This window comes from Streptomyces sp. CC228A (assembly GCF_021390935.1).
Lineage (GTDB): Bacteria > Actinomycetota > Actinomycetes > Streptomycetales > Streptomycetaceae > Streptomyces.
Genome location: NZ_JAJPUI010000003.1, coordinates 40686 through 64856, shown reverse-complemented (window position 1 = coordinate 64856; position 24171 = coordinate 40686). Strand labels below are relative to the sequence as shown.

The 24171-nt window shown below is 72.9% G+C and carries 16 protein-coding genes; 11 read left to right on the top strand and 5 right to left on the bottom strand.

Features of this window, described 5'->3' with window-relative positions; all coding sequences use genetic code 11:
• Nucleotides 1-56: 56 nt before the first annotated feature.
• Both L6E17_RS10240 and L6E17_RS10235 read right to left on the bottom strand, forming a co-directional pair.
• The gene (locus L6E17_RS10240; RefSeq protein WP_236240477.1) at nt 57-968 is read right to left on the bottom strand and encodes a phosphatase PAP2 family protein; all 912 of its coding nucleotides are present in this window, start codon (nt 966-968) and stop codon (nt 57-59) included.
• Nucleotides 969-1004: 36 nt separating this feature from the next.
• Nucleotides 1005-2075, bottom strand: coding sequence for a LacI family DNA-binding transcriptional regulator (locus L6E17_RS10235; RefSeq protein ID WP_236240476.1), 1071 nt, complete (start codon nt 2073-2075; stop codon nt 1005-1007).
• 740 nt (nt 2076-2815) lie between these two features.
• Here L6E17_RS10235 and L6E17_RS10230 point away from each other — a divergent pair.
• From L6E17_RS10230 to L6E17_RS10205, 6 genes are all read left to right on the top strand, one after another.
• Nucleotides 2816-4102 (top strand): extracellular solute-binding protein, encoded by a 1287-nt coding sequence (locus L6E17_RS10230; RefSeq protein WP_236240475.1) that lies wholly within the window; start codon nt 2816-2818, stop codon nt 4100-4102.
• Nucleotides 4103-4197: 95 nt separating this feature from the next.
• Entirely contained in the window at nt 4198-5184 is a 987-nt protein-coding gene (locus tag L6E17_RS10225; protein WP_236240474.1) for a carbohydrate ABC transporter permease, read from the top strand.
• Nucleotides 5181-6101 (top strand): sugar ABC transporter permease, encoded by a 921-nt coding sequence (locus L6E17_RS10220; RefSeq protein ID WP_236240473.1) that lies wholly within the window; start codon nt 5181-5183, stop codon nt 6099-6101. Before L6E17_RS10225 ends, L6E17_RS10220 begins: the two co-directional genes overlap by 4 nt.
• 148 nt (nt 6102-6249) lie before the next feature.
• Complete coding sequence (locus L6E17_RS10215) at nt 6250-7920, top strand: glycoside hydrolase family 13 protein (protein ID WP_236240472.1); 1671 nt, start codon at nt 6250-6252, stop codon at nt 7918-7920.
• A complete protein-coding gene (locus L6E17_RS10210; protein ID WP_236240867.1) occupies nt 7905-8981 on the top strand; it encodes a LacI family DNA-binding transcriptional regulator in 1077 nt (358 codons plus the stop codon). Before L6E17_RS10215 ends, L6E17_RS10210 begins: the two co-directional genes overlap by 16 nt.
• Nucleotides 8982-9495: 514 nt before the next feature.
• Complete coding sequence (locus L6E17_RS10205; RefSeq protein WP_236240471.1) at nt 9496-11388, top strand: hypothetical protein; 1893 nt, start codon at nt 9496-9498, stop codon at nt 11386-11388.
• 192 nt (nt 11389-11580) lie between these two features.
• Here the strand turns inward: L6E17_RS10205 and L6E17_RS10200 are convergent, their stop codons facing one another.
• Entirely contained in the window at nt 11581-11943 is a 363-nt protein-coding gene (locus tag L6E17_RS10200; protein ID WP_236240470.1) for a hypothetical protein, read from the bottom strand.
• A gap of 145 nt (nt 11944-12088) precedes the next feature.
• On the opposite strand from L6E17_RS10200, the gene L6E17_RS10195 reads away from it, so the two are divergent.
• A complete protein-coding gene (locus L6E17_RS10195) occupies nt 12089-13432 on the top strand; it encodes a hypothetical protein (protein ID WP_236240469.1) in 1344 nt (447 codons plus the stop codon).
• A gap of 478 nt (nt 13433-13910) precedes the next feature.
• On the opposite strand, the gene L6E17_RS10190 is transcribed toward L6E17_RS10195, so the two are convergent.
• On the bottom strand, nt 13911-14546 hold the full coding sequence (locus L6E17_RS10190; RefSeq protein ID WP_236240468.1) for a hypothetical protein: 636 nt from the start codon (nt 14544-14546) through the stop codon (nt 13911-13913).
• Between the two features lie 763 nt (nt 14547-15309).
• On the opposite strand from L6E17_RS10190, the gene L6E17_RS10185 reads away from it, so the two are divergent.
• The 3 genes from L6E17_RS10185 (at nt 15310) to L6E17_RS10175 (ending at nt 22976) form a co-directional block, all read left to right on the top strand.
• Nucleotides 15310-17007 (top strand): carbohydrate-binding module family 20 domain-containing protein, encoded by a 1698-nt coding sequence (locus L6E17_RS10185; RefSeq protein WP_236240467.1) that lies wholly within the window; start codon nt 15310-15312, stop codon nt 17005-17007.
• Between the two features lie 76 nt (nt 17008-17083).
• Nucleotides 17084-22519, top strand: a complete 5436-nt coding sequence (gene pulA / locus L6E17_RS10180) for a pullulanase-type alpha-1,6-glucosidase (RefSeq protein WP_374109033.1) — start codon at nt 17084-17086, stop codon at nt 22517-22519.
• Nucleotides 22520-22625: 106 nt separating this feature from the next.
• A complete protein-coding gene (locus tag L6E17_RS10175) occupies nt 22626-22976 on the top strand; it encodes a 5-carboxymethyl-2-hydroxymuconate Delta-isomerase (RefSeq protein ID WP_236240466.1) in 351 nt (116 codons plus the stop codon).
• On the opposite strand, the gene L6E17_RS10170 is transcribed toward L6E17_RS10175, so the two are convergent.
• Nucleotides 22961-23704, bottom strand: coding sequence for a TetR/AcrR family transcriptional regulator (locus L6E17_RS10170; protein WP_236240465.1), 744 nt, complete (start codon nt 23702-23704; stop codon nt 22961-22963). The genes L6E17_RS10175 and L6E17_RS10170 overlap by 16 nt on opposite strands.
• 62 nt (nt 23705-23766) lie before the next feature.
• On the opposite strand from L6E17_RS10170, the gene L6E17_RS10165 reads away from it, so the two are divergent.
• Complete coding sequence (locus L6E17_RS10165; RefSeq protein ID WP_236240464.1) at nt 23767-24093, top strand: hypothetical protein; 327 nt, start codon at nt 23767-23769, stop codon at nt 24091-24093.
• The last annotated feature ends 78 nt before the right edge of the window (nt 24094-24171 follow it).

Sequence of the window (24171 nt, the reverse complement as noted above, 5' to 3'; positions counted from 1 at the left end):
GGCGCCAGGGGAGTGGGCCACCGCCGACCGCGCCTCTCGCCGCTGCCTGCGGGGCGCTACGCCTCCAGCGAGCTGCGCGGAGCCAGCCGCATCGCCGTGGCCCCGCCCCCGCCGGAGGGCCCCCGCGGCGGCTCCACGTCGCGCGGCAGCCGCTGCGGGAGCGCGCCGTACCAGGCGTAGGCCATGCCGACACCGAAGCCCAGGCACAGGACGCCGCCGACGGCGTCCATCCAGAAGTGGTTGGCGGTCGCGACGATGACGACCAGCGTCAGCACCGGGTACAGCAGCCCGAGGATCCGCGCCCACGGGGCCTTCGCCAGGGCGAAGAGCGCCAGCCCGCACCACAGCGACCAGCCGATGTGCATCGACGGCATCGCGGCGAACTGGTTCGACATGTTCTTCAGGTCGCCGGAGGCCATCGACCCCCACGTGCCGTGCTTGATCACGGTGTCGACGAAGTTCTCGCCCTCCATGAGGCGGGGCGGCGCCAGCGGGTACAGGTAGTAGCCGAGCAGGGCCACCGCCGTCATGCAGAACAGCACCGCCCGCACCGCCGCGTAGCGGCCCGGGTGCCGGCGGTAGAGCCACACCAGCACACCGATGGTCACCACGAAGTGCAGGGTGGCGTAGTAGTAGTTCATCGACACGATGAGCCACGTCACGGAGTCCACCGCGTGGTTGACGGACTTCTCGAAGGCCAGCCCCAGGCTGCGCTCGAACTCCCAGATCCAGTCGGCGTTCCGCATGGCCTGGGCCTTCTGCTCCGGAACGGCGTTGCGGATCAGCGAGTACACGGCGTAACTGGCTCCGAGGAGGAGGATCTCGAACCAGATGGTCGGGCGGCGGGGTGCGCGCAGCCGCTGCCAAGCGGTCGGCTGCTCCTCCGGGCGGCCTGTCCGGGCCTCCTCCACAGGGGTTGTCGGGGCCGCCGTGCGGCCGTCCAACGTCGTCAATGTCCCGTCACCCATGGGGGAAGAGTCTGCCAGAAAGCTCCATCTGTTCGATCATCCTTCAAACGGATTTCCGTCGCCAGCCGTACGCCTCTCGGGGGACCTCTGTCCCTGGGGGCCGGAGGCGGTTGAACCGCGAACGACCAGCTCGGGCATGAAGACGAACTCCCCGTGCGGCGCCGGGGTGCCGCCGATCTCCTCCAGCAGCGCCCTGACCGCCGCCTGCCCCATGGCCTGCACGGGCTGCCGGATCGTGGTGAGCGGCGGGTCGGTGAACGCTATGAGGGGGGAGTCGTCGAAGCCCACCACGGACACGTCGCGGGGCACGTGCAGCCCCTTCTGCCGGGCGGCCCGGATCGCGCCGAGCGCCATCATGTCGCTGGCGCACACCACCGCCGTGCAGCCGCGGTCGATGAGCGCCGCCGCTGCTGCCTGTCCGCCTTCGAGCGTGTACAGGGAGTGCTGGACGAGCTCCTCGGTCTGTTCGGGGGTCAGCCCGAGCCGCTCGCGCATGCCGGTGTGGAAGCCCTCGATCTTGCGCAGCACCGGCACGAACCGCTTCGGGCCGACGGCCAGCCCGATGTGGCTGTGGCCGAGGGACGCGAGGTGGGTGACGGCCAGCTTCATCGCCGCCCGGTCGTCGGGCGAGACGAACGCCGCCTGGATGTGCGGGGAGAAGCCGTTGAGGAGGACGAACGGGACGCCCTTGCCGCGCAGCTGGTCGTAGCGCTGGGTGTCGGCGGTGGTGTCGGCGTGCAGTCCGGACACGAAGATGATCCCGGCCACGCCCCGGTCCACGAGCATCTCGGTGAGCTCGTCCTCGGTGGAGCCGCCCGGCGTCTGCGTGGCCAGCACCGGCGTGTACCCCTGCCGGGTCAGCGCCTGGCCGATGACCTGCGCCAGCGCGGGGAAGATCGGGTTCTCCAACTCGGGGGTGATCAGGCCCACGAGGCCGGCGCTGCGCTGCCGCAGCCGCACGGGCCGTTCGTAGCCGAGCACGTCCAGTGCGGCCAGCACGGACTGGCGGGTGGCCGAGGCCACGCCGGGCTTGCCGTTGAGCACGCGGCTGACTGTGGCCTCACTGACCCCCGCCTGGGCTGCGATGTCGGCAAGCCGCGCGGTCATGTGGTGCGACTGTACCGGGCGCGCGTCGGATTGCCCACCAGGTGCGGGAATCCGCCGGTACGAGCGCCCGTGGCCCGCGCCCCGGGCGCCTGAAGCGGTGCTGCCGTGCCACTCGCGCCCGTACCCGGGGCGCCCGCGGCCCGGCCGCCCCGCACGGCTCGCCGCCGTGCGCGAGCCGCCCCGCCCACGGGTGCCCGGTCGCGCGGTGCGGTCGTGCGGCCACCGGGAGTTGCGGCGCCGGTGCGGTCCGGCCACCGGGGGTGTGGTGCCGGTGCGGTGCGGTGCGGTGCGGGGGCGGGCCGGAGTGGTGCCTGCGGGGCCGCGGGCCCCTTCGCCGGCGCCCCGAACCGCTGCATGCCGTACGGAGCGGGTCTCAGGGATGCCGTCCACCCCCCGAGGCGGGGCCGCGGCGCGGTGCTCCGGCCCGTCGCCGGCCGCCGTCCGGCGGCAGGCCGGTATGCGACGCTTCTGCAAGAGCCGTGCAAAGGCTTGCAGAGCCGGACAGCGCGGTGCAAGAGCCCTTGCCGAGGCGGGTGGAAGCGGTCGGGAGGCGGCTGCGCCTGGGGTGTCAAGCGATGCGACGGCAACTGTAGGGACACGTGGATGTAACGATCCCCGGGCCTTGCAGAAATTTGCCGCAAGGTCTTTCGGCGCGTTTTCATCCCTGTTACGTTCCTGGCAACCCGGCGCCCCCGCGAAGGAGCGGTCTGCAGCAACCGGGATCGTTCGAAGGAGTTCACATGCGGCGTGGCATAGCAGCCACCGCGCTCGTCGCGAGCCTGGCCCTCGCGGCCACGGCGTGCGGCGGCGGAAGTGGCGACGGGGACAAGAAGGCGGCCGACGGTCCGGTCACCATCACCTGGTGGGACACGTCGGACGCCACGAACGAGGCGCCGACGTACAAGAAGCTGATCGAGAAGTTCGAGGCGGCCAACAAGGACATCAAGGTCAAGTACCAGAACGTCCCGTTCGCCGAGGCCGAGCAGAAGTACAAGACCGCCGCCCAGGCCGGCAACGCCCCGGACGTGCTGCGCGCCGACGTCGGCTGGACCGCCGGCCTCGCCGAGCTCCAGTACCTCGCCCCGCTCGACGGCACCCCCGCCGTCAAGGAGATCGGCTCCTTCAACCAGGGCCTGGTCGACGGCGCCAAGGTCGACGGCAAGCTCTACGGCGTCCCGCAGGTCACCGACGCCCTCGCCCTCCTCTACAACAAGGAGGTCTTCGCGAAGGCCGGCGTGCAGCCGCCGAAGACCTGGGCCGAGCTGTCCACGGCCGCGAAGACCATCAAGGACAAGACCGGCGTCGACGGCATCTACCTCAACCCGGACAGCTACTTCGCCCTGCCGTTCCTGTACGGCGAGGGCGGCCTGATGGTCGACACCGACAACAAGAAGATCACCGTCAACGACGAGCGCGGCAAGAAGGCCGTCCAGACCGTCGTCGACATGATCAAGAGCGGTGTCGCGGTCAAGCCGGACTACACCGACGGCTACAACAACATGCAGGCCGCCTTCAAGGACGGCAAGGTCGCCATGGTCGTCAACGGCCCGTGGTCCACGGCCGACGACCTGACCGGCAAGGCCTTCAAGAACAAGGACAACCTCGGTGTCGCCGCCGTGCCGGCCGGCTCCTCCGGCCAGGCGGGCACGCCCACCGGCGGCCACAACCTGGTCGTCTACAACGGCGCCGACGCCCCCCGCAAGGACGCGGCCCAGAAGTTCGTCGCCTTCATGACCTCCGCCGAGTCGCAGGAGTTCGCCTCCCTCCAGACCGGCGTCCTGCCGACCCGTGACGACGCCTACACCGTCAAGGTCGTCGCGGACCCGATCCGGGCCGCCTTCAAGAACGTCCTCGCCGACTCCACCCCGCGCCCCGCGGTCGCCGGCGTCAGCGACATGTTCGCCGAGTGGACCAAGCAGTACGTCGAGATCCTCAAGGGCAACGCCTCCGTCGAGCAGGGCCTCGACACGACCGCCGAGAAGTGGAAGACCAACATCAACTCCCTCAAGGAGTACTCGGTCGAGTAAGCACCCTTCGGCCCGGACCGGCAGCCCTCCCCGACAGGCGCGCCGGTCCGGGCCGGACCCGTACGCACTGAGGGACCCGAGGGAAAAGAACGCCCATGAACACAGCCACCGCAGACCCCGCCAAGGCCCAGCGGCCTGCCCGGGCCGGGCTGCTCACGCGCATGAAGCGCTCCTACGACCGGCACTGGTACGCCTGGGCCATGGTGCTGCCGGTGGTCCTGGTCATCGGCGTGCTCGTCGCCTACCCCCTGGGCCGCGGCGTCTACCTGTCGTTCACCGACGCCAACGAGCTCAACGTCGCCAAGCAGCTCGGCGCCGCCGAGATCCCCGCCACCTACCAGTTCGTCGGCTTCGACAACTACTGGCGGGTGCTGTCGGGTGCCGACGGAGAGTTCTACCCCAAGCTGTGGTGGACCGTGGTGTGGACCGCGTCCTGCGTGTTCTTCCACTACACCATCGGCCTGGGCCTCGCCCTCCTGCTCAACCGCAAGCTCAAGGGCCGCTCCCTCTACCGGGTGCTGCTCATCCTGCCGTGGGCCGTACCCGCGTTCGTCGCCACCTACATCTGGCGCATGATGTACAACTCCGAGTCCGGCGTCTTCAACGCCGTGCTCGGCTCGCTCGGTTTCGCCCCCGTCGACTGGCTCGGCGACACCTTCATGCAGAAGGTCGCCGTCATCGGCGTCAACGTCTGGCTCGGCGTGCCCTTCATGATGGTCGCCGTCCTCGGCGGCCTCCAGTCCATCTCCAGCGAGCAGTACGAGGCCGCCGAGATGGACGGGGCCAGCGCCTGGCAGCGCTTCCGCCACGTCACCCTGCCGGGACTGCGCCCGGTCAGCGCCACGGTGATCCTGCTCGGCACCATCTGGACGTTCAACATGTTCCCGATCATCTACCTGATGCTCGGTGAGGCCAACGCCCTGAACAGCGAGATCCTCGTGACGTACGCCTACCGGCTGGCCTTCGGGTCCGTGCGCGACTACGCCGGCGCCGCCACCTACGGGATCATCATCCTCTCCATGCTCCTCGTCTTCGCCGCCTTCTACCGGCGCATGCTCAACCGTCAGGAGACCGCCCGATGAGCACGGTCACCGCCCCCCGGAACAAGCCCGCCGGCGCGGCCCCCGCCCACGCCGCGACCGGCACCCGCAGGGCCCGCAAGGTCCGGGGCCGCGAGGAGCGCTCCCCGCTCGCGTCCCTCGGGCTGCACGCCGGGCTCGTCACGGCCAGCGTCGTCGCGGTCTTCCCGATCGTCTACATGGTCTTCATCTCGCTGCGCGGCCGGAGCGGCTGGACCAAGCCGACCAGCGCCGAAGGCGGCCTGGAGATCACCAACTACACGTACGTCCTGACGGAGACCGAGTTCCCCCGCTGGTTCGCCAACTCCGTCCTCGTGGCCGCCGGCACCACCCTGGTCGGCGTGTTCGTCGCCGCCTCCACCGGCTACGCCATCTCCCGGATGCGCTTCCCCGGCCACAAGTCGCTGATGTGGGTGCTGCTCATCACCCAGATGTTCCCCGTGGCGGTGCTCATCGTCGCCCTCTACAACATCCTCGGCGGCCTCGGCCTGCTCGACTCGTACCTCGGCCTCATCCTCACCTACTGCTCGGTGTCGGTGCCGTTCTGCGCGTGGATGATGAAGGGCTACTTCGACACGATCCCGCACGAGATCGACGAGGCGGGCCGCGTCGACGGGCTCACCCCCTTCGGCACCTTCTACCGGCTGATCCTGCCGCTGGCCAAGCCCGGCCTCGCGGTCACCGCGTTCTACTCGTTCCTCACCGCGTGGGGCGAGGTCGCCTTCGCCCGCGCCTTCCTGTCCAGCGACTCGATGCTCACCCTCTCCGTCGGCCTCCAGAGCTTCATCGGCCAGCACAAGGCGGAGTGGGGCTACCTCACCGCCTGCGCGGTGATCATCACGGTCCCCGCGGGACTGGTGTTCCTCCTGGTCCAGCGGAACCTCGTCGCCGGCCTCACCGCGGGCGGCACGAAGGGCTGACCCCCCTCGCACCCCCCGCAGGCCCGTGACGCCGAGCGGGCCCGGCGCCCCGGCGCCCGGACCCCACGCGCCCACGACGGCGGTGCCGAACCGGCCTGTCCCCGGCTCGGCACCGCCCCTCCATCCCCTAATCCACATCAGGGAAGACATGACCCAGCACCTTGCCGCCGCCCCCGCCGCCCCGACCACCGGCACGGACACCGGCTGGTGGAGAGACGCGGTGATCTACCAGGTGTACCCGCGCAGCTTCGCCGACGGCAACGGCGACGGCATGGGCGACCTGGAAGGCATCCGCAGCCGCCTCCCGTACCTGCGGGACCTCGGCGTCGACGCCGTGTGGCTCAGCCCGTTCTACGCCTCACCGCAGGCCGACGCCGGCTACGACGTCGCCGACTACCGCGCCATCGACCCGATGTTCGGCACCCTCCTCGACGCCGACGCCCTCGTCCGCGAGGCCCACGAACTGGGCCTGCGGATCATCGTCGACCTGGTGCCCAACCACTCCTCGGACCAGCACGAGTGGTTCCAGCGCGCCCTGAAGGAGGGCCCCGGCTCCCCGCTGCGCGACCGCTACCACTTCCGCCCCGGAAAGGGCGCCCACGGCGAACTCCCGCCCAACGACTGGGAGTCCATCTTCGGCGGCCCGGCGTGGACCCGCGTCACCGAGCCCGACGGCACCCCCGGCGAGTGGTACCTGCACCTCTTCGCCCCGGAGCAGCCCGACTTCAACTGGGAGCACCCCGCCGTACGGGACGAGTTCCGCTCCATCCTGCGCTTCTGGCTCGACATGGGCGTGGACGGCTTCCGCGTCGACGTCGCCCACGGCCTCATCAAGGCGGACGGCCTGCCCGACATCGGCGGCCACGACCAGCTGAAGCTGCTCGGCAACGACGTCATGCCGTTCTTCGACCAGGACGGCGTCCACGAGATCTACCGCAGCTGGCGCAAGGTGCTCGCCGAGTACGACGGCGAGCGCATCCTCGTCGCCGAGGCGTGGACCCCGACCGTCGAGCGCACCGCGAACTACGTGCGCGCCGACGAGATGCACCAGGCGTTCAACTTCCAGTACCTCGGCACCCACTGGAACGCCGCCGAGCTCCGCAAGGTCATCGACGCCTCGCTCGCCGCGATGGCCCCGGTCGCCGCCCCCACCACCTGGGTCCTGTCGAACCACGACGTCACCCGCCACGCCACCCGGTTCGCCAACCCGCCGGGCCTCGGCACGCAGCTGCGGGAGGCCGGCGACCGCGAGCTGGGCCTGCGCCGCGCCCGCGCCGCGACCCTGCTGATGCTGGCGCTGCCCGGCTCGGCGTACGTCTACCAGGGCGAGGAGCTCGGCCTGCCGGACGTCACCGACCTGCCCGACGAGGTGCGCCAGGACCCGTCGTTCTTCCGCGCCAGCGGACAGGACGGCTTCCGCGACGGCTGCCGGGTGCCGATCCCGTGGACCGTGGAGGGGACGTCGTACGGCTTCGGCTCCGGCGGCAGCTGGCTGCCGCAGCCCGCCACGTGGGGCGCCCTGTCGGTCGAGGCCCAGACGGGCGTGGCCGGCTCCACCCTGGAGCTGTACCGCGCGGCCCTGCGCATCCGCCGCGAGCAGCCGGACCTCGGTGCGGGGGAGTCGGTGCAGTGGCTGGACGCCGCGGACGGCGTCCTGGCGTTCCGCCGGGGCGGCTTCGTCTGCACGGCCAACACCACGTCCGAGCCGGTCCGCGTCGACATCCCCGGCCGCATGCTGCTCGCCAGCGAGCAGGTCCGCACCAGCGTCGACGGCACGGCCGAGCTGCCCGCCGACACGACGGTCTGGTGGGCGGTGTGACCCTCCCGCAGGCGGTGCCGCCACCGCGGGGCGACCTGGCCGCAGGCGCCCCGCGGCTGGCGGACATCGCCGCACAGGCCGGGGTCAGCGAGGCGACGGTCAGCCGGGTGCTGAACGGCAAGGCGGGCGTGGCGGCGGCGACCCGCCACCGCGTGCTGGCCGCGCTCGACCTGCTCGGCTACGAGCGTCCCGTACGGCTGCGCCAGCGCAGCGCGGGCCTCGTCGGCCTCGTCATCCCGGAGCTGACCAACCCCATCTTCCCCGCGTTCGCCCAGGTCATCGAGCAGACCCTGGCCGGGCACGGCTACACCCCGGTCCTGTGCACCCAGATGCCGGGCGGCGCGACCGAGGACGAGCTCGTCGAGCAGCTGGAGGAGCGGGGCGTCACCGGCATCGTCTTCCTGTCCGGTCTGCACGCCGACGCGACGGCGGACCCGTCGCGTTACGAGCGGCTGGCGGCGCGGGGCGTGCCGTACGTCCTCATCAACGGCTACAACGACCGCATCGACGCCCCCTTCGTGTCCCCGGACGACCGGGCCGCCGCCCGCATGGCGGTGGGCCACCTGGCCGACCTCGGCCACGAGCGGATCGGTCTCGCGATCGGCCCGACCCGCTACGTCCCGTCCCGCCGCAAGGCGGAGGGCTTCGTGTCGGCGCTGCACCGCACCCTGGACGTGCCGCGCGAGGAGGGCGCGGCGTACATCCAGTCCACGCTGTTCGGCGTGGAGGGCGGCTACGCGGCGGCCGGCACCCTGCTGGACCAGGGCTGCACGGCCGTCATCTGCGGCAGCGACCTGATGGCCCTGGGCGCGGTCCGCGCGGTCCGGGCGCGGGGCCTGGACGTGCCGCGGGACGCCTCCGTCGTCGGCTTCGACGACTCCCCGCTCATCCCCTTCACCGACCCGCCGCTGACGACGGTCCGGCAGCCGGTGCGGGCGATGGCGACGGCGGCGGTCGACGCCCTGCTGGAGGAGATCGACGGCAACCCGGTGCAGCGCACCGAGTACGTCTTCCAGCCGGAACTGGTCGTCCGGGGCTCCACGGCGGCCCCACCGCGGTAGCCGCCCCCGCGGCCGGGACCCCCGGCACCGCGACGCCCCCCGCCCTTCCCGGACGGGGGCGTCGCTGCCTCGCCCGCCTGCCCCGGTGCTCGCTGCCCTGCGGTGGCGCGCTGTCCGGTGCGGGCGGTCCCGCGGCGCCGCGCCTCGGCGTGGACCGTCCGCCCTCGGCGGGGGCGGGCCCTTGCCACGGGGGCGGCCAGGGTCGACTGTTCGGGCGCGGGCGGGTCGCACGGGTCGAGGATCTCCAGCGCACGGGCGACGCGGGCGCCGGTCGCGGCGGCGGCGCGGGCCGAACGGCGCAGGTCCGCGTCGTCGCCGGCCCGCCGGACCGGGATCCGCCGCCGCCGCCCGGAAGCCCGCCGCCCCGCGCACCCTGCGGCGGATGGCGCAGCGGCCTCACCTCATCGGGCGCAGCTGTCCCGCCCACCGCCGCGCCGGTGTGCGAGGCCACGCGGCCGCGCCCAGCGTGGAGGGGCAGGCCGGGACCTGCCCGGCCCCTACCGACGAGGTCTCCATGCGGGAACCGCACCTGCTGTCGGGCCCCCGGGGAGCCCCCGCCGCCGGCCCGGCCCCGGCCGGAACGCCGCGCACCGCGGCCGCGGACGGCGGGCCGGGCCGCGCGGCGCTGTGGCCGGCGGCCGTCGCCGCGGCCTTCACCCTGGCCCAGCTGACCCTGGTCGCCCCCGGCCTGGGACTCGGCTGGGACGAGACGGTGTACGTGAGCCAGGTCGGCCGGCAGGGACCGGCCGCGTTCCTCAGCGCCCCCCGCGCCCGGGGCGTCTCCTTCCTCGCCGCGCCCGTCGCGGCCCTCACGACCTCCGTCACGGCACTGCGGGTCTGGCTGGCCCTGCTGTCCGGGCTCGGTCTGTTCCTCGCCCTGCGCACCTGGCGGCCCCTGCTGCCGCCGCGGGTGCTCGCCCTGGCGGGCGCCCTGTTCGCGACCCTGTGGACGGTGCTGTACTACGGGCCGCAGGTCATGCCCAACCTGTGGGTGGCGTACGGCGCTTTCGCCGCCGTCGGCTTCTTCCTGCGCGCCGCCCGCGCCCCCGGCGAGCCCCGACCCCTGCTGGGCCTCGGGGCGGCCGTCGCGTTCGTCGCGCTGATGCGGCCGTCCGACGCGGTGCCGCTCTTCCTGGTGCTGGCCGCGGCGTCGCTGCTGGTGCCGGCGTGGCGGCGCCCGGTGCTGTGGGGCGCGCTTGCCGCGGGGGCCGCCGCCGGCAGCGCCGAGTGGGTGATCGAGGCGTACGTCCGCTACGGCGGTCTGGCCGCCCGGCTGGACCGGGCCAGCGAGATCCAGGGCGAACTCGGCCTGTACATCGCGGTCGACGACCACGTCCGGGCCCTGGGCGGCCGCACGCTGTGCCGCCCCTGCGACGTGCCGTGGCGCAACCCGGTCACCGGACTGTGGTTCCTCGTCCTGCCGCTGTGCGTGGCCGGCGGCGTACGGGCCGCCGCGGGGACCCCGCACCGCACGCCCGCGGTCCTGGCCACCGCGGCCGGGTGCGCACTCGCGCTCCCCTACCTGTTCACCGTCGACTACGCCGCCCCGCGCTTCCTGTTCCCGGCGTACGTCCTGCTCGCCGTGCCGGTCGCGCTGCTCCTCCTGCGCGTGGCGGACGCCCGCACCCGGCGCCGCCGCGCCCTGCTCGGCGTGTGCGCGCTCGCGCTGCTCGCGCACCTGGCGATCCAGTACAAGGTCCTCGACTCGGTGACGCGGCGGGTGCGCACCGACACCGTCACGCTCACGCGGATCGCCGAGCAGCTCCACGCCCACGGGGTGCGCCCGCCGTGCGTCGTCAGCGGGGAGGACGCCGTCCGCATCGCGTACCGGGCGGGCTGCGCCTCCCGCCAGCCCGGCGGCCACGACGCCAGCATCACCCCGGACGCCCTGGCGCGGCTGGGGAGCGCCGCCCGGTCGCGGTCCTGCTGTCCGGGGGAGGCCCGCGCCCGCGTTCGCCCGCGGCTGGGCGGCGCACCCGCTCCCCGAACTGCCGAACCGGCCCGGTTTCCACATGCTGGTGTCCCCCTCGGCGGGCTGACCGACCGGCACCCCTGCGCCCCGCCCCGGCACCTCGCCCGGCGCGGGGCCGCCCGCCCGCTTTCCCGGCCCGATGGAGGAAGGGCCGGGCGCCGTGCGTCTCGGGGGATAACGGCACGGCGCCCTCATCCCCTCCTTCCGGTGCCGGGTGAGGCCCGGATGCAGGGCGCGGCTCGGACCGGCCTTCACCCTGTCCACCCCGCCACAGCCCGCTGGAGCACAGCCACATGTCCGGGTCAGGGCGTGTCCGCTCTGTCCTGCGGGGGCGTGCCCGTCAGAGACGCAGCCGGCGACCGCGGCTGCGTGCCACGAGCAGGACCTCTTCCAGGTGGTCGGCCAGGTGGTGTACGTATCTGCGCAGGTCAGTGACGGACGCGAACGGAGGCAGGCTGCGGGCGCGCGCGAGCGTGTGCGCCGCGTGGTCGAGCCGGATGGTCTCCACCGCGTCGGCGTGACGGGAGAGCGGCCCGCTGCCGCCGTCGGTGATCAGGATGCACGTCTTGTCCTCGGGTCCGGCCCCGAGGAGGACACGCACGTCGGTACCGGATCCCGCGGTTTCCGTCATGCGACCTCCACCCTCAGGACTGCGGTGCACCGGAGCAGCATCTGCGCCCCGCGGGCGAGGAGGCGGAGGTTCGCCGCCGGGTCGTGGACGGGGTCGGCGGCCACGGCACGGGCATGGGCCGAGACGCTGAGGGCGATGCCTCGGGCCCTCCCGTCGGAGAGCCCCCGGGCGTGGGTGGCGACGCGGTCTGCGTGGGTGCGGAGGACGCTGCGGAGCCGTTCCCGGACTGCGTCGGCCGCCTCGCCGGTCGGCCGCAGGGAGGCCAAGCGCAAGGCCAGGTCGACATCCTGAAGGACGTGCAGGCCCTCGGAGTCGTCTGCCGGCGGTGGCGCCGCATGCCGGCGCTGGACGGATGCCATGGTCGTTCACCTCGGATGGGTGGGGGAAGGTCTCGCCACGCGGCTGTTCCGTGCGGCTGACATTCATCCAACGCGGATACACGCCGGTGGAGAACCAGGCACTCTGGGGGTCCGGTTGAACGCGTTGAACGCTTGGGGGTGCCCCATGGCGGCACAGGTACGGACACGGAGGCCCAACGAGGCGCTGACCCGGCTGATGGCCGAGGCCGGGGTCGGCAACGCACAGCTCGCGCGCCGGGTGAACGCGGTGGGTGGTGAGCTGGGGCTGCGGTTGCACTACGACAAGTCCACCGTCTCGCACTGGTTGCGGGGCAGCGTGCCGAAGGCCGAGGCGCGTCCGGCGGTCGCGGAGGCGTTGTCGCGGCTGGCGGGCCGACCCGTGACGGTGGCCGAGCTCGGCTGGCCCGCCGCACGTGCCGGGGCGCAGGACGTCGCGTCGGGGGTGGTCGAGCTCAGCCGGGCCGACATGGACCCGTCCCGCCGTCGGGTGCTGGGAGCGGGGTTGTACAGCGCGACACTGCTGGTGCCGTCGTTCCAGGAGGTGCTGGCGGGCCGGGCGGAGGCGGCGCAGGCGGCGCGTACCGTGCGGATCGGCGCGAGCGATGTCGCGACCGTCCGGCGGATGACGGACAAGGTCGCGGAGATCCTCGACGAGATCGGCGCGGGCCATGCCCGGCCGATGGCCGCCGCGTTCCTGGCCAACACGGTCGGTCCGTACCTGAGGGCGTCGGGACCGGAGCGGGTGCGGCAGCAGATGAGGGGCGCCGCAGCCGATCTGGTGTACCTGACGGGCTGGATGGCCATGTACGAGGAGCAGCAGGGGCTCGGCCAGCGGTACTACCTGAAGGCGCTCGCACTGGCCGGGGAGGCGGGGGACCACGTCACGTACTGCCGCACACTGCGCGGCATGAGCCTTCAGGCATCGCATCTGGGCTACGGCGCACGGGCCCTGGACCTGGCGGACGCGGCGGCAGAGGCAGCCCCTGCGGCCGGGCCGCGCCTGGTGGCGTTCCTGCGCGGCCAGCAGGCGCACGCCTCGGCCATGACCGGCGACCGGCGGGCGGCGCTGGTACGGCTCCGGGAGACCGAGGCGGCGCTGGAGCGGGCGGACAACCGGCGGGACGCGGTGGGCGGCTACGACGAGGCGGCGTATTTCTTCCACGAGGCACATGTCCGCTGGTGCCTGGGCGACGGTGAGGGCTCGGTCAGGAGTCTGCGCCGGTCCAACGCGGCCCGGTCGCCGCAGGAGCGCCAGGGACGGCTGCACTGCCTGGGGGTGATCGCCGAGCGCCAGTTCCGGATGCGCCATGTGGAAGCCGCCTGCGCCACCTGGCACGCCTTCCTGGACGGGCACGCGGGGCTGTCCTCGGCCCGCGGCGACGCCCACCTGGCGGCCATGCTGCGCGCGTTGCCCGCCTACCGGGGCCTGGGAGCCGTACGGGAGTTGGAGGAGCGGGCACGGCAGGTCGCCGCGGCCAAGGCGGCGTGAGGCCGTCGTCGGATCACGGGGGCGAGTGGTCCCCTGGAAGAAGGCGCCTGCCGGCGGTCTGGCGTCACGCTCAGCGCCCGTACCGTCGCCTTGTAGTCGTCGGACGGACAGGGAGAGGAGGACGCTGTGCCAGCGCAGCCCGTCGGATACGGCCCTGGTGACCGTGGCCCCCGCCGAGAGCGCGGCGTCCTGCGCGCCGTGTCCGCCCGCGCACGCAGATGAGCCCGGAGCAGTTCGAGCGCGTCGCTGATGCTGGTGTCCCCCTCGGCGGGCTGACCGACCCGGCACCCCTGCGCCCCGCCCCGGCACCTCGCCCGGCACGGGGCCGCGCGCCGGGCCTGGTGCCCTCCGGAAGGAGGCCGGGCGCCGTGCGTCTCGGGGGACAACGGCACGGCGCCCTCACCCCCTCCTTCCGGTGCCGGGTGAGGCCCGGATGCAGGGCGGCCCCTGACCCCGGGCCCCGCGCCGGCGGCCCGGGTCAGTACCAATTGCTGAACGCGGCGACACCGGATCCGGTCGCCGCGGCGTGGCGCACCACCCGGAGGGGGCCGTCGACGAGTTCGGCCGCGTCGGCGTCGGGCGCGTCGCCCATCGCCGTCATCCAGTCGGTGATGCCGGAGAGGACGGCGGCCCGCTCCCCGTCGGGCAGGAGCAGGGCCTCCTCGTACCGGGGCAGAGCGGCCCGTACCTCGTCGGCGGAGAGGAGGACGTGCCCGAACCAGCCGGGGAGCAGTGCCGAGCGCCGCGGGCCGAGGCCGTGGAACAGGGCCGCGACCGGGTTGGCCTTCCGGGCGGTCGCCACGAAGAGTCCTGCGCCGATCGTCTCGGGCATCACGGCCGTGCTCGCGTCCTGCATCGCGTCCGCGTCCGCGGAGTCGGAGGAGGCGTGGGCGGCCTCGACGAGGTCGGCGAACCGGTAGGCGGCCGGCGTGGGCTCCAAGGGCCCGGACGGGCCCGCGGGCCGTGCGAAGAAGGTCTCCTCCCCGCCGCCGTTGTGCCACCACGCCAGAGCCAGGCGGACCTCTCGCGGCGGGTACCCGTCGAGGGGCCGTACGGGGCGGCCGTATCGGCGCGCGAGGTCCCGAGCCGCCGCGTCAGGAAGGGCACCGACCACCCACGCCCCCGTCGCCCCCACCGTCACTCCCCTCGTTGACTGCGGGGCGACTCTATCCACCTGGCTGACGCGGCCGCGCCGTCCCGTCGCCGCGACCTGCGGGACGCGGTGGTGCGCCGACCCGCCCTGCGTCACGATGTGCGCCGGTATGTCCGATTGACGCTGTCAGGGGCGCGGGAAGGGCGGGCCGTTGCGGGCGAGTGGCTTTTCGGAAGGGGGCGGCCGCGCACCTGCGCGACTGCGCGCGTTGTCGTAGGCGCCCGGCAGGGCTGTCGCCCCGGTTCACGCCACGCGTACGCGCACACGCCTGCGCGACGCGTGCGCGCGCTCGTTCGCCAAGGGGGTGGCTGGCGGGGAGGCCCGGGGCCTGCCCTGGTGTCAGGGGCGGCGGGGTCTTCTTCGAGCCCCGGGCCTCCCGGTTGGCGACCGGCCCGGCCGACCGGGCGCGTGGGGTCGGCTGGCGCAGCCGATACCCTCGGCCGACCGGACCGGAGTCGTCGTTGAACGTAGCACCACTGCAATTCCTTGCGAAAGAGCTTGCAACCCCTTTGTTGCCGGGGTTTCCGGGATGTGACCCGCGCGTAAGGGGAGTGTGTCGCAGGGGTTGACCTCCCGCGCCGGCGGCTCGTACGGTCACGTCCGAAAACCTTTGCTGCCTTCTTGCAGCAAGAGGCTTCACCCCCACATCGGCCTTGCGGGCACGGCGCGTTGTCGTACGAGGCTGCCTCCACTGCATCCGCACCTCCCCTCCCCAGGAGGAAACATGGCCAGAAGAACCGTGGCCGCCGCACTCGCCGTCGTGGCGGGAGCCGCAGTCGGCGTCACGGCGCCCGTCACCCAGGCGCAGGCCGCCGCGCCGGGCGACAAGGACGTCACCGCGGTGATGTTCGAGTGGAAGTTCGACTCCGTCGCCAAGGCCTGCACGGACACGCTCGGACCCGCCGGGTACGGCTACGTGCAGGTCTCGCCCCCGCAGGAGCACATCCAGGGCTCCCAGTGGTGGACCTCGTACCAGCCCGTCAGCTACAAGATCGCCGGCCGCCTCGGTGACCGCGCCGCCTTCAAGAGCATGATCGACACCTGCCACGCGGCAGGCGTCAAGGTCGTCGCCGACACCGTCATCAACCACATGGCCGCGGGCGACGGCGTCGGCACCGGCGGGTCCTCGTACACCAAGTACGACTACCCGGGCATCTACTCCGCCGCCGACTTCGACAACTGCACCACCAACGTCACCGACTACCAGGACCGCTGGAACGTCCAGCAGTGCGAGCTCGTCGGGCTCTCCGACCTGGACACGCAGGAGTCGTGGCCGCGCCAGCGCATCGCCGCGTACATGAACGACCTGCTGTCGCTCGGCGTCGACGGCTTCCGCATCGACGCGGCCAAGCACATGCCGACCGACGACCTCGCCGCCATCAAGGCCCAGCTCACCGACCCGAACGCGTACTGGAAGCAGGAGGCCATCCACGGGGCAGGCGAGGCCGTCGACCCCGGCGAGTACCTCCAGAACGGCGACGTGCAGGAGTTCCGCTACGCCCGCGGGCTGAAGCAGGCGTTCCAGAACGACAAGCTCGCCCACCTGAACAACTTCGGCGAGGGCTGGGGCTTCATGTCCTCCGGCCAGTCCGGCGTCTTCGTCGACAACCACGACACCGAGCGGGTCGGCGACACCCTCAGCTACAAGAGCGGCTCCGCCTACACCCTCGCCAGCGTGTTCATGCTCGCCTGGCCGTACGGCTCCCCGGACGTCCACTCCGGCTACGAGTGGTCCGACAAGGACGCAGGCCCGCCCAACGGCGGCCAGGTGAACGCCTGCTACAGCGACGGCTGGAAGTGCCAGCACGACTGGCGCGAGATCAAGTCCATGGTCGCCTTCCGGAACGTGGCCCGCGGTCAGGGCGTCACGAACTGGTGGGACAACGGCAACGACGCCATCGCCTTCGGGCGCGGCGACAAGGCGTTCGTGGCCATCAACCACGAGGGCGGCGCGATCACGCAGACCTTCCAGACGTCCCTCGCCGCCGGCAGCTACTGCAACGTGCAGAACGGCACCGCCGTCACCGTCGACTCCGCGGGCCGGTTCACCGCCACCCTCGGCGCCGGCACGGCCCTCGCCCTGCACGTCGGCGCCAAGGACTGCGGCGACACCCCGCCGCCCAGCAGCACCACGGGTGCCTCCTTCAACGTCGAGGCCACCACCAGCTGGGGAGAGGACATCTACGTCACCGGCAACCGGACCGAGCTGGGGAACTGGAGCACCGGCAGCGCCCTCAAGCTCGACCCCGCCGCGTACCCCGTCTGGAAGCTCGACGTCGACCTGCCCGCCGGCACCGCCTTCGAGTACAAGTACATCCGCAAGGACGCCGCCGGGAACGTCACCTGGGAGGGCGGCGCCAACCGCACCGCCACCGTCCCCGCCGACGGCAAGGTCGTCCTGAACGACACCTGGCGCAACTGACCCCCGCACCCACCGGGCCCCGCACCCGCCCGGGTGCGGGGCCTCCTCCCGTAGGACCCTCAACGAGGAGAACGTCTTGACACGCCCTCGCCTTCCGCGGCTCCAGCCCCCGCGGCTGCGCGCCACGCGGCGCAGATCGGCGGCCGTCCTCGCCGCCGCGACCGTGACGGCGCTCGTCGTCCCGGCCGTCGTCCCGGCGAACGCCGCGCCCCGGCCGCCCGCCCCGCCGTCGGACCGGAAGCTGGCCGCCGAGCCCGCCCGGCACGACCTGACCCGCGAGCAGTTCTACTTCGTGCTGCCCGACCGGTTCGCCAACGGCGACCGCGGCAACGACCGCGGCGGACTCACCGGCACCCGGCTCCGGCACGGGTACGACCCCACCGACAAGGGCTTCTACCAGGGCGGCGACCTCAAGGGGCTCACGGAGCGGCTCGACTACATCAAGGGCCTCGGCACCACCGCCATCTGGCTCGCCCCGATCTTCAAGAACCAGCCCGTGCAGGGCGAGGGCGAGAACGCCTCCGCCGGCTACCACGGCTACTGGATCACCGACTTCACCCAGGTCGACCCGCACTTCGGCACCAACGACGACCTGAAGAAGCTCATCAGGCAGGCCCACGCCAAGGGCATGAAGGTCTTCTTCGACGTCATCACCAACCACACCGCCGACGTCGTCGACTACGAGGAGCAGTCCTACGAGTACCTCTCGAAGGGCGCCTTCCCCTACCTGACCAAGGACGGGAAGCCCTTCGACGACGCGGACTACGCCGACGGGACCCGCCGCTTCCCGAAGACGGACCCGGACTCCTTCCCCCGCAAGCCGGTCGTCCCGCCGGACAAGAAGGACCTGAAGGTCCCGGCGTGGCTCAACGACCCCGCGATGTACCACAACCGCGGAGACTCCACCTTCGCCGGCGAGTCCTCCACCCACGGCGACTTCGTGGGCCTGGACGACCTGTGGACCGAGCGTCCCGAGGTCGTCGAGGGCATGGAGAAGATCTACCAGCGGTGGGTGCGCGACTTCGACATCGACGGCTTCCGCATCGACACCGTCAAGCACGTCAACACCGAGTTCTGGACCCAGTGGGCCACCGCGCTCGACGCGTACGCGAAGAAGCGGGGCAGGCCGGACTTCTTCATGTTCGGCGAGGTGTACTCCGCCGACACCTCCGTCACCTCCCACTACGTGCGCGAGGGACGGCTCGACGCCACCCTCGACTTCCCGTTCCAGGACGCCGCCCGGAACTTCGCGTCCCAGGGCGGGTCGGCGCAGAGGCTCGCCCGGCTCTTCGCCGACGACTACAAGTACACGACCGGCAAGGCCAACGCCTACGAGTCGGTCACCTTCCTCGGCAACCACGACATGGGCCGCTTCGGCACGTTCCTCAAGCAGGACAACGCCAAGGCCGGCGACGCCGAGCTGCTCAAGCGGTACGGCCTCGCCAACGAGCTGATGTTCCTCAGCCGCGGCAACACCGTCGTGTACTACGGCGACGAGCAGGGCTTCACCGGCGCCGGCGGCGACAAGGACGCCCGCCAGACCCTGTTCGCCTCCCAGACCGCGGACTACCTGGACGACGACCAGCTCGGCACCGGACGCGGCCACGACCGGGACGCCTACGACCCGACGCACCCGCTCTACCGGCAGATCGCCGCGCTCGCCGCACTCCGCGAGGACCACCCGGCGCTCGCCGACGGCGTCCAGATCGAGCGGCACGCCGACGACGGCGCGGGCGTGTACGCCTTCTCCCGCATCGACACCCGGACCAAGACCGAGTACGTCGCCGCCGTCAACAACGCCACCGAGGCCCGCACCGTCGAGCTCGCCACCGACACCCCCGCCGGCACCGCCTTCCGCCCCGTCTACGGCGAGGCGACCGCCGCCACCAGCGGCGCCGACGGCAAGGTCACCGTCACCGTGCCCGCCCTGTCGTCCGTGGTGCTGAAAGCCGGCCGGGCCGTCGCCGCGCCCGCCTCCGCGCCCTCCGTCGCGCTGAAGGCCCCCGCCGCGGGCGCCTCCGGCACCGTCGAGGTCACCGCCGACGTCACCGGCGGCGGCCCCCTCAACCGGGTCGTCTTCGCCGCCCAGCAGGGCAGCGGCAGGTGGCAGGTCCTCGGCTCCGCCGACCGCGCCCCCTACCGGGTCAGCCACACGATCACCGCCCCGGCGGGCGCCACCGTCCGCTACAAGGCCGTCGCCGTCGACGCCCGCGGCCGCACCGCGAGCGACCTGGCGCAGACCACCGCGGGCCAGGCACTCCCGCCCGAGGTGCCCACCGCCACCCAGCGGGACCACGCCGTCGTCCACTACAAGCGCCCCGACGGGGACTACGACGGCTGGCGCCTCTACGCCTGGGGCGACATCGCCGAGGGCGAGGCCACCCCGTGGCCCGAAGGCCACGCCTTCACCGGCCGCGACGCCTACGGTGCCTTCGCCCACGTCAAGCTGAAGCCGGGCGCCTCCAGCGTCGGCTACCTCGTCATCGACGAGAACGGCAACAAGGACGTCGCCGCCGACCGCACCATCGACCTGTCCAAGACGGGCGAGGTGTGGGTCGAGCAGGGCAAGGAGCAGGCCCTCGACCAGGCGCCCGGCGGCGCCTACCCGCCGCAGGACACCAGCAAGGCCGTCCTGCACTACCAGCGCGCCGACGGCGACTACGACGGCTGGGGCCTGCACGTGTGGACCGGCGCCGCCGAGCCCACCGACTGGTCCAGGCCGCTCATGCCGGTCCGCACCGACCCGTACGGCGCGGTCTACGAGGTGCCGCTCGCCGAGGGCGCCACGTCCCTCAGCTACATCATCCACAAGGGCGACGAGAAGGACCTGCCCGCCGACCAGTCCCTGGACCTGAAGGCGACCGGCCACGAGGTGTGGCTGCTCGGCGGCCAGGAGAAGCACCTGCTGCCGCAGCCCGAGGGCGGCGGCGCGGCCCTGGACCTCACGCAGTCCGCGGCCGTCTGGATCGACGGGACCACCCTCGCCTGGAACGGCTCGGCCGCCGCCGCGTCCAGCCAGCTCCAGTACTCCCCGTCCGGCTCCCTCGCCGTCAAGGACGGCGCGCTGACCGGCGGCTCCGACACCGCCTGGCTGCGGCTGCACCGCACGAGCCTCACCGACGCGCAGAAGGAGCGGTTCCCGCACCTCGCGCAGTACACCGCGTACTCGATCGACCCGCGCGACCGCGACCGCGTCCGCACCGCCCTGCGCGGCCAGGTCGTCGCCACCCAGTACGCCGCCAACGGCGCCCTGCTGAGCGCCACCGGCGTCCAGATCGCCGGCGTCCTCGACGACCTGTACGGCGAGAAGGCGAAGACCAGGGCGCTCGGCCCGGTCTTCCACAAGGGCCGGCCCACCCTGTCCGTGTGGGCCCCCACCGCCCAGTCCGTCGCCCTCGAGCTCGACGGCCGCACCGTCCGCATGAAGCGGGACGACGCCACCGGCGTCTGGTCCGCCAGGGGCGCCAGGTCGTGGAAGGGCAAGCCCTACCGGTACGTGGTGAAGGTGTGGGCGCCCAGCGTCCGGAAGATCGTCACCAACAAGGTCACCGACCCCTACTCCACCGCCCTCACCACCGACTCCGCCCGCAGCCTCGTCGTCGACCTCACCGACCCGAAGCTGGCCCCCAAGGGCTGGAAGGCCCTGAAGAAGCCGGACGCCGTCCCGCTGCGCGACGCGCAGATCCAGGAACTGCACATCCGCGACTTCTCCGCCTCCGACCCGACGAACCGGCACCCCGGCGGATACCTCGCCTTCACCGACCGCGAAGCGGACGGCATGAAGCACCTCGGGAAGCTCGCGGACAGCGGCACCTCCTACGTCCACCTGCTCCCGGCCTTCGACATCGGCACCATCCCCGAGAAGAAGTCCGACCAGGCCGCCCCCGGCTGCGACCTGCCCTCCCACGCCCCGGACTCCGAGGCGCAGGCGGAGTGCGTCGCGGCCGTCGCCGGCAAGGACGCCTTCAACTGGGGCTACGACCCGCTGCACTACACCGTGCCCGAGGGCTCGTACGCCTCCGACCCCGAAGGGACCCGCCGCACCGTCGAGTTCCGGCAGATGGTCAAGGCGCTGAACGACTCCGGCCTGCGCACCGTCATGGACGTGGTCTACAACCACACCGTGGCGAGCGGTCAGGACGACAAGTCCGTCCTGGACCGGATCGTGCCCGGCTACTACCAGCGGCTCCTCGCCGACGGCTCCGTGGCCACCTCCACCTGCTGCGCCAACACCGCGCCCGAGAACACCATGATGGGCAAGCTCGTCGTGGACTCGGTCGTCACCTGGGCCAAGGAGTACAAGGTCGACGGCTTCCGCTTCGACCTCATGGGCCACCACCCCAAGGCCAACATGCTCGCCGTCCGCGAGGCGCTCGACGCCCTCACCGTCGCGAAGGACGGCGTGGACGGCAAGAAGATCATCCTGTACGGCGAGGGCTGGAACTTCGGCGAGGTCGCCGACGACGCCCGCTTCGTCCAGGCCACGCAGGAGAACATGGCGGGCACCGGCATCGCCACCTTCTCCGACCGGGCCCGCGACGCGGTGCGCGGCGGCGGCCCCTTCGACGCCGACCCCGGCGTGCAGGGTTTCGCCTCCGGCCTGTACACCGAGCCCAACGGCTCCGCCGCCAACGGCACCCCGGCCGAGCAGAAGGCCCGCCTCCTGCACTACCAGGACCTGATCAAGGTCGGCCTGTCGGGGAACCTCGCGGACTTCACCTTCACGGACACGTCCGGCAAGCAGGTGAAGGGCGCGCAGGTCGACTACAACGGCCGGCCCGCAGGCTACGCCGCCGCCCCCGGCGAGGCCCTCGCCTACGCCGACGCCCACGACAACGAGACCCTGTACGACGCGCTGGCCTTCAAGCTGCCCGCCGCCACGTCCCCGGACGACCGGGCCAGGATGCAGGTCCTCGCCATGGCGACCGCCGCGCTCTCCCAGGGCCCCGCCCTGTCGCAGGCCGGCTCGGACCTGCTGCGGTCGAAGTCCCTCGACCGCAACTCGTACGACAGCGGCGACTGGTTCAACGCCCTGCACTGGGACTGCCGCCTCGGTAACGGCTTCGGCCGCGGCCTGCCGCCCGCGGCCGACAACCGGGACAAGTGGCCGTACGCGAAGCCGCTGCTCACCGCCCCGACCCTGAACGCGGGCTGCGCGCAGATCGACGGCGCCTCGGCCGCCTACCGGGACCTGCTGAAGATCCGGACGACGGAGAAGGCGTTCAGCCTGGCCACCTCCGGCCAGGTGCAGGAGAAGCTGTCCTTCCCGCTGTCCGGCAGGGACGAGACGCCCGGCGTGATCACCATGCGCCTCGGCGACCTCGTCGTGGTCTTCAACGCCACCCCGGAGCAGCAGAAGCAGACCGTCCCGGCGCTGTCCGGCACCGGCTACGCCCTGCACCCCGTGCAGGCGTCCGGCTCCGACGCCGCGGTGAAGGCCGCCGCGTACGACGCGGACTCCGGCACCTTCACGGTGCCGGCCCGCACGGTGGCGGTGTTCTCCGCCCGCTGACGCGGCCCCGCCCCGCGCACGCCCCCGCCCGGTCCCACCGGAGCGGGGGCGTCCGCCATCCGGTCGCGGTTTGTGCGCCCGCGCGGCCGCGGGTGAGAGTGGGCGCATGCCGCAGATCACCATCGACTACTCGGACTCCCTCGGCGGTGCTTTCGACCGCCGCGGCTACGCCGCCGCCCTGCACCCGGTCGTGGCCGAGACCGTGTCCGCCCGCCTCGCCGCCTGCACGACCCGTACCCGCGCGACCGGTGACACCACCGTCGGCGACGGCACCGGCTCCGACGCCGCCGTCCACGTCGAGATCGCCCTGCTGCCCGGCCGCACACCGGAGGCGAAGGCACGGCTGAGCGAGGCCGCGGCCGCGCTCGTACGGGACTTCCTCACCCCGGTGGACGGCCTGGCCGTCCACGTCTCCGCGGAGGTGCGGGACCTCGACGTGTCCTACCGCACCGGCTGAGCCGGCACCGCCGGCACCCGCGCCAGCAGAGTGCCGAGCCGGTCGACGAGCGTGCCGAACGGCCCGTCGGCGGGCTCCTCCGCCAGCATCCGCACGACCAGCGCGGCCATCTCGTCGTCGTACGCGGCGCTCACCGCCGCCAGCGCCGCGAAATCGTGCACGAGCTGGACCTCCAGCTCGGCGCGCGGCACGCGGCGGCCGTCCAGCCAGATCAGCGCCGTCGACTCGGCGAGCGCCACCCACGACCGCACCACCAGGTCGAGCCGGGCGGGCGGCGGCACGGGCACCCCCAGGTGGCTGAGGATCTGCTCGTACGCCGCCTGCCGCACCTCGTCGATCATCACGTTCGTCGCCGACGGCGTCCCCTCCGGCGCGGACCCGGCCGCCGGGCCGCCCCGCATCAGCGCGGAGAAGCCCGGCCCGTGGTCCTCGACGAAGTCGAAGAACCGGTGCATCACCCGCAGCAGCCGGGCGCCCAGCGGCCCCTCGTGCGGCTCGACGAACCGCGCTCGCAACTCCTCGGCGGCGCGCCGCAGCGCCGCCTCGTACAGGCTCTGCTTGCCGGGGAAGTAGTGGTAGACGAGCGGCCGGGAGATGCCCGCGGCGGCGGCGATCTCGTCGATCGACACCTCGTCGGGGGAGCGGTGGCTGAACAACTCCAGAGCCACGCCGATGAGCTGCTGCCTGCGCTCCTCGACGCCCATCCGTCTGCGCACCCCGGTCGTCATGCGGACAGCCTAACCGCCTCCCTCGAACGGCCGCGGGCGTGCCGGTCCGTTACGCTCCGGGCATGACCACAGCCGACGACCGCGACATCCGGGACCGCGTCGAGCCGGAGGCGGACGCCCCCGAGCAGGACAGCGGCCTGACTCCCCGTCAGGCGCGTCGGCTGGGAGCCGCGGTCGCGACCGTGCTGCTGGTCGCGCTGGCGGTCGTCCTGGCGCTGCGGCTGGCGAGCCGGGGTTCCGTGCTGGTCGTCGGCGTGTACGGGCTGGCCATGATCCTGTGCGGCGTCGTCATCGAGCTGAGCCGCCACGGCCGCACCCGCCTCGGCATCTGCCTCCTCGGGACCGGCCTGGCCGCGGCGCTCGCGGCGGACTGGCTGCTGCTGCCGTAGGGGTGCGGCCAGAGCCGGACGGCGAGCCCGCACCCGGCCCGCCGACCCGAACACCGACCCGGGCGCTCTGCCGCGGGA

Coding starts and splice junctions, on each gene's coding strand:
- L6E17_RS10240 (WP_236240477.1), bottom strand. CDS start 968: ATGGGTGACGGGACATTGACGACGTTGGACGGCCGCACGGCGGCCCCG.
- L6E17_RS10235 (WP_236240476.1), bottom strand. CDS start 2,075: ATGACCGCGCGGCTTGCCGACATCGCAGCCCAGGCGGGGGTCAGTGAG.
- L6E17_RS10230 (WP_236240475.1), top strand. CDS start 2,816: ATGCGGCGTGGCATAGCAGCCACCGCGCTCGTCGCGAGCCTGGCCCTC.
- L6E17_RS10225 (WP_236240474.1), top strand. CDS start 4,198: ATGAACACAGCCACCGCAGACCCCGCCAAGGCCCAGCGGCCTGCCCGG.
- L6E17_RS10220 (WP_236240473.1), top strand. CDS start 5,181: ATGAGCACGGTCACCGCCCCCCGGAACAAGCCCGCCGGCGCGGCCCCC.
- L6E17_RS10215 (WP_236240472.1), top strand. CDS start 6,250: ATGACCCAGCACCTTGCCGCCGCCCCCGCCGCCCCGACCACCGGCACG.
- L6E17_RS10205 (WP_236240471.1), top strand. CDS start 9,496: ATGCGGGAACCGCACCTGCTGTCGGGCCCCCGGGGAGCCCCCGCCGCC.
- L6E17_RS10200 (WP_236240470.1), bottom strand. CDS start 11,943: ATGGCATCCGTCCAGCGCCGGCATGCGGCGCCACCGCCGGCAGACGAC.
- L6E17_RS10195 (WP_236240469.1), top strand. CDS start 12,089: ATGGCGGCACAGGTACGGACACGGAGGCCCAACGAGGCGCTGACCCGG.
- L6E17_RS10185 (WP_236240467.1), top strand. CDS start 15,310: ATGGCCAGAAGAACCGTGGCCGCCGCACTCGCCGTCGTGGCGGGAGCC.
- L6E17_RS10175 (WP_236240466.1), top strand. CDS start 22,626: ATGCCGCAGATCACCATCGACTACTCGGACTCCCTCGGCGGTGCTTTC.
- L6E17_RS10170 (WP_236240465.1), bottom strand. CDS start 23,704: ATGACGACCGGGGTGCGCAGACGGATGGGCGTCGAGGAGCGCAGGCAG.
- L6E17_RS10165 (WP_236240464.1), top strand. CDS start 23,767: ATGACCACAGCCGACGACCGCGACATCCGGGACCGCGTCGAGCCGGAG.